This window comes from Streptomyces sp. NPDC059853 (genome assembly GCF_042731495.1).
Lineage (GTDB): Bacteria > Actinomycetota > Actinomycetes > Streptomycetales > Streptomycetaceae > Streptomyces.
Genome location: NZ_JBHWJL010000351.1, coordinates 1 through 4,875, shown reverse-complemented (window position 1 = coordinate 4,875; position 4,875 = coordinate 1). Strand labels below are relative to the sequence as shown.

The following is a 4,875-nucleotide window of genomic DNA, read 5'->3' as shown; positions in this document are numbered from 1 at the left end:
GCGGCGCCGCCCTCGGCCCCGCCGTCCGCTGTGCCGTCCCGCGCCACCTGCCGCCACCTCGCTCGCCGGGGTCGTCCGTCGTCCGGTTTGTGCACGGCGCGCCCAGAGAGTGCGCCGCATGTCACTTTATGCCGGATCGTCCCCGCGGCCCGTGCGGCGCCCGGACCGGCCCGGCGCGCGGGGCCGGTCCGGGCCGGTGGTCACAGCGCGGTCAGCTCGGTGGCGGGGTCGGCGAGCGCGTCCGGGTCCACCGGGCGGCCCGAACGGATCAGGTCCTGGACGGGCCCGGTCACGTCCCACACGTTCATGTTCAGCCCGGCCAGCACCCGGCCCTCCGCGCTCAGCCAGAACGCCAGGAAGGCCCGCTTGCCGACGTCGCCCCGGAACACCACCCGGTCGTACCCCCCGTAAGGGGCCCAGCCCGAGTACTCCAGGCCCGCGTCGTACTGGTCGGAGAAGAAGTACGGCACCCGGTCGTAGGTCACCTCACGGCCCAGCATGGCGCGGGCCGCTGCCGGGCCCGAGTTCAGCGCGTTCGCCCAGTGCTCCACCCGCAGCCGGCCGGTGCCGGGCGCCGGGAAGGCCGCCACGTCCCCGGCCGCGTAGATGTGCGGGTCGCTGGTGCGCAGCGCCGCGTCCACCACCACCCCGCCGGTGTCCTCCGCCAGTTCGAGCCCGGCCGCCTCGGCCAGCGCGGTGCGCGGCCGTACCCCGATCGCCGCCAGCACCGCGCGGGCCGGGATCCGCTCGCCGTCGTCCGTCACCACCCCGGCGACCTGCCCGTCCCTGCCGGTGATGTCCGCCAGGCGGCGGCCGAAGCGGAACTCCACGCCGTGCTCCCGGTGCAGCGCGGCGAACACCTCGCCCAGCTCCGGGCCGAGCACCCGGTGCAGCGGGGTCGGCTCCGGTTCCACGACCACCACCGGCGCCCCCAGTTCGCGGGCGGCGGCGGCCACCTCCAGGCCGATCCAGCCCGCGCCCGCCACGACCAGCGGATCGTCCCCGCGGGTCCGGTCGGTCAGCACCGCGCGCAGATGGTCGGCGTGGGCCAGCCGCCGCAGGTGGTGCACCCCGGCCAGTCCGCGCGCGGCCGGGATCGGCAGCCGGTGCGGCTCGGCGCCGGTGGCCAGCAGCAGCGCGTCGTACGGGACGCGGGTGCCGTCCCCGAGCCGGACCTCGCGCCGCGCGCGGTCGATGTGCACCGCCTGCTGGCCCAGTCGCAGTTCCACGCGGTGGCTGACGTACCAGGACGGCTCGTGCACGTACACGCTGTCCCTGGCCGCTTTGCCGACGAGGTAGCCCTTGGACAGCGGCGGGCGCTCGTAGGGCTGCTCCTGCTCGTCGCCGATGATGACGACGCGCCCGGCGAAGCCCTCCTCCCGCAGGGTCTGGGCGGCTTTGGCGCCGGCCAGACCTCCTCCGATGATCACGAACGTACGGTGCGCACCGTCCATGCCGTCGCTACCCACCACGCGCTGCCTCCTCGCCGCAGGGCCCCCCGGCGCGCGGGGGGCGGTTCACCCCACCTCTACCCCGGGGACGAGGCGGTGAGGCGGGCGTGCAGGGAGCGTGCCGATGCGTCGGTGAGCGCGGCGATCTGATCCACGATCACCCGGAGGGCGGCTGCGTCCGAGCCCGCTCGCGCGTACAGGGCGCGGTGCTGCGGGTCGAGTCCGTGCGGGGCGCGGCGGATGAGCGCGTCGCCGAGCCCGGCGAGCAGTTCGCGCTGCCGGCCGCGCCGCAGTTCCTGGTCGGGGCGCTGCATGACGTACACGTCGGCGACCGCCTTGAGGACGGCGCACTCCAGCCGGGTGTCGGGCGGGACGATCAGTTCGGCGGTGTAGCGGTGCAGGGGGCCGGGCCCGTAGCGCTCCCGGGTGGCCTGCTCGGCGGCGGCGCAGAACCGGCCGATCAGCTGGCTGGTGGCGTCCTTGAGGCGGGCCTGGGCGGTGGCGGACCCGTCGTAGCCGTGCGGCCACCAGTCCTGGTCGAGCAGCCGGTCGAGGGCGGCGGCGAGTTCGGCGTCGCCGGTGCCGGAGGGGGCGTAGCGGGCCCGGACGACGCGGAAGATCTCGGCGCGTTCGGGTTCGGCGAGCAGCAGTCCTGGGTCGAGGTGGCCGGCGTGCAGACCGTCCTCGACGTCGTGGACGGAGTAGGCGACGTCGTCGGACCAGTCCATGACCTGCGCCTCGAAGCAGCGGCGGCCGGGCGGGGCGCCGGTGCGCAGCCAGTCGAAGACCGGCAGGTCGTCCTCGTACGCCCCGAACTTGGGCGAGGCGGGGTCGGTGGGGTGGCCGCCGCGCGGCCAGGGGTACTTGGTGGCGGCGTCCAGGGTGGCACGGGTGAGGTTGAGGCCGACGGGGCGGTGCAGCGGCTCGGAGAAACGTTTCGGTTCGAGCCGGGTCAGCAGCCGCAGCGACTGCGCGTTGCCCTCGAAGCCGCCGCACGGGGCGGCGATCTCGTCCAGCACCCGTTCCCCGTTGTGCCCGAACGGCGGGTGGCCCAGGTCATGGGCGAGGCAGGCCGCCTCCACGATGTCGGAGTCGCAGCCGAACGCCGCGCCCAGGTCCCGTCCCACCTGGGCGCACTCCAGTGAATGGGTGAGCCGGGTGCGCGGGCTGGCGTCCCAGGCGTGCCCGGCCACCGTCTCCTGCGCGCCGGCCGTGTCCGGGGTGACCACCTGCGTCTTCCCGGCGAGGCGGCGCAGCGCGGCGGAGTGCTGCACCCGGGCCCGGTCCCGCTGGAAGGCGGTCCGCCCGGAGCGTTTGTCCGGTTCGGGGTCCCAGCGTTCGGCATCGGCTGGGGCGTAGACGGCACTCGGCTGCATATCCCGACATTATCCGGCGGACGTGGCAGTGGTCGGCGGGTGGGTGTCACGCCGGGCGGCCCCGGCGCCCTCGTGGCCGGACGGGTCGTCGGCCGCCGGACGCCAGCGGCGGCGGGTCAGCACGGCGGTGAGGGTCAGCGGGACGGTGAGCGCGCAGGCGATGCCGAACAGCAGGGCGAAGTGACCGTTCTCCGCGAGCGGACCGCCGGCCGCGGCGGCGGCCGAGGAGCCGATGAACAGTGCCCCGGCGAAGAACGCCACCGCCGTGCCGCGCGCCCGCGGCACCACGGAGGTGGCCCAGGCCTGGAGCGAGGAGTGCATGAACGACCAGCCGCCGCCCAGCAGCAGCCCGGTGGTGAAGACGGCGGGGAGCGTCACCCAGGCGGTGACGATGGCGTACCCGGCGCACATCTGCGCCCCGCCGATGGCGATGAGCACCCACACCGGCAGCCGGCCGCTGAGGAACCGGACCAGCTGGGAGAAGACCACGACCCCCACCCCGTACATGGCGGTGGCCAGACCGGCCACCGAGGCGCTGACGTCGCGGGCCTGGAGCGCGGTGGCGAGCAGGGTCATGGTGCCGAGCAGCACCGCGCCCTCGACGAAGGCGAGGCCGAAGACGGTCAGGGCCCAGCGGTTGCGGAGCACGGCGCCGAGGTGGCCGCCGATGCCGCCGGTGCCCTTCTCCCGCTGCGGCTCGGGGAGCGAGCGCAGCGCCCAGGAGCAGACGACGGCGCACACGGCGGGCGCGGCGAACACCAGCCGCCAGTCCACCGCTTCGGCCAGCGCGCCGGCGACGGCGGTGGCCAGGGCGGTGCCGACGGCCATCACCGCCATCAGGTCGGAGAGCGCGCGCTGGCGGCGGGCGGCCGGGACGGTGTCGCCGAGGTAGGTGAGGGAGGTGGGGACGACCGCGCCGTAGCAGGCGCCCGCGACGATCCGGGCGCCGATCAGCACGGCGGCGTTGGGCGCGAGCGCGGAGACCACCCCGGCGAGCGCGGCGACCAGCAGGGTGACGCGCATGACGCGGACCCGGCCGACGCGGTCGGAGAGTATGCCCCACAGGGGCTGGGAGAGTCCGTAGGCCAGGAAGTAGGCGCTGGCGGTGACCACGGCGGTCGAGAGCGGGATGCCCAGGCCGGTGGAGATGAGGATCAGCAGCGGGCTGATGGCGAACCGGTCGAAGCAGCTGACGAAGCCCGCCGCCGAGAGGGCGACGGGGGGACGGCCGGACGGCGGCGTGTCGCGTGGGGTCATGAGAGGTACCTGCCCGGTGTGGTGCCGACATGCCGGAGGAGATGCCGGGGGGATGCTGCGGGACGGCGCGGCCGGGCGGCGCGCGGCGCGGGCCGGACGGGGCCGGGGCGCCGCCCGGCGGGACGCGGGAGCGGCGGCGGGCCGGCATCCCGGGGGACGCGGGGTCGCCGGGCGCGGGTCCGTGTTCCGGTGCTCCGCGTGCCGCCCATGCGGAGAAACGTACACAACGTCCTGCCGCCGTCCGGCTGGTGGTCACTGCCTGGACAGCCGCGGAGGCGCGGGGCGCGCCCGGGGGGTGCGGGGCGTGCCCGGCGCGCCGGAGGGGGTGCGGGCGGGACGGGGGCGCGAGGGGCAGGGCCGGGGCGGGTTGTATACCAACCGGCGGGTGCCCGCTCCGGTCAGCGGTGCGGGCCCGATGCGAGGGCCGGGCGGCGGGTGGCCGGGAGCGGGCTGGGGGCGGGGGCGGGGATCGCGCCGCGTGCCTGGTCGTAGCGGTGCAGCACCAGCCGGGCGAGTGCCGGGTGCGCGCCCAGCGGGGCGGCGGCCACCCCGGGGGCGGCCTCGGCGCAGCGGGTGGCGAACCGGCCGGGGGCGGTGAAGCAGGAGGCGACCGCGATCCGGGTGTGGCCCCGGTCGCGCAGGGCGGCCACCGCCTCCGGCACGGTGGGCCGGGAGGCGGAGGCGTAGGCGGGCAGCACCGGGACGCCGCCGAGCCGGTCGGCGAGCATGTGGGCGGTGTACTCGGTGCCGGCCCCCGACTCCGGGTCGAGGGAGCCGGCCGCCGCCAGGAC

General features: G+C 76.6%; 4 protein-coding genes. All 4 read right to left on the bottom strand.

Features of this window, described 5'->3' with window-relative positions:
- Positions 1-200 precede the first annotated feature (200 nt).
- The gene (locus ACFV5N_RS24685; protein ID WP_385603832.1) at positions 201-1,454 is read right to left on the bottom strand and encodes an NAD(P)/FAD-dependent oxidoreductase; all 1,254 of its coding nucleotides are present in this window, start codon (positions 1,452-1,454) and stop codon (positions 201-203) included.
- A 74-nt stretch (positions 1,455-1,528) separates the two neighbouring features.
- Positions 1,529-2,827 (bottom strand): deoxyguanosinetriphosphate triphosphohydrolase, encoded by a 1,299-nt coding sequence (locus ACFV5N_RS24680; RefSeq protein ID WP_385603830.1) that lies wholly within the window; start codon positions 2,825-2,827, stop codon positions 1,529-1,531.
- 9 nt (positions 2,828-2,836) lie between these two features.
- Entirely contained in the window at positions 2,837-4,084 is a 1,248-nt protein-coding gene (locus ACFV5N_RS24675) for an MFS transporter (protein ID WP_385603827.1), read from the bottom strand.
- 398 nt (positions 4,085-4,482) lie between these two features.
- Positions 4,483-4,875: CbiX/SirB N-terminal domain-containing protein (locus ACFV5N_RS24670; RefSeq protein ID WP_385603824.1), on the bottom strand; the 393-nt coding region annotated here is incomplete at its 5' end.

What these genes read in the sequence shown, in the direction of transcription:
- ACFV5N_RS24685 (WP_385603832.1), bottom strand. Translation starts at nt 1,454, where the DNA reads ATGGACGGTGCGCACCGTACGTTCGTGATCATCGGAGGAGGTCTGGCC.
- ACFV5N_RS24680 (WP_385603830.1), bottom strand. Translation starts at nt 2,827, where the DNA reads ATGCAGCCGAGTGCCGTCTACGCCCCAGCCGATGCCGAACGCTGGGAC.
- ACFV5N_RS24675 (WP_385603827.1), bottom strand. Translation starts at nt 4,084, where the DNA reads ATGACCCCACGCGACACGCCGCCGTCCGGCCGTCCCCCCGTCGCCCTC.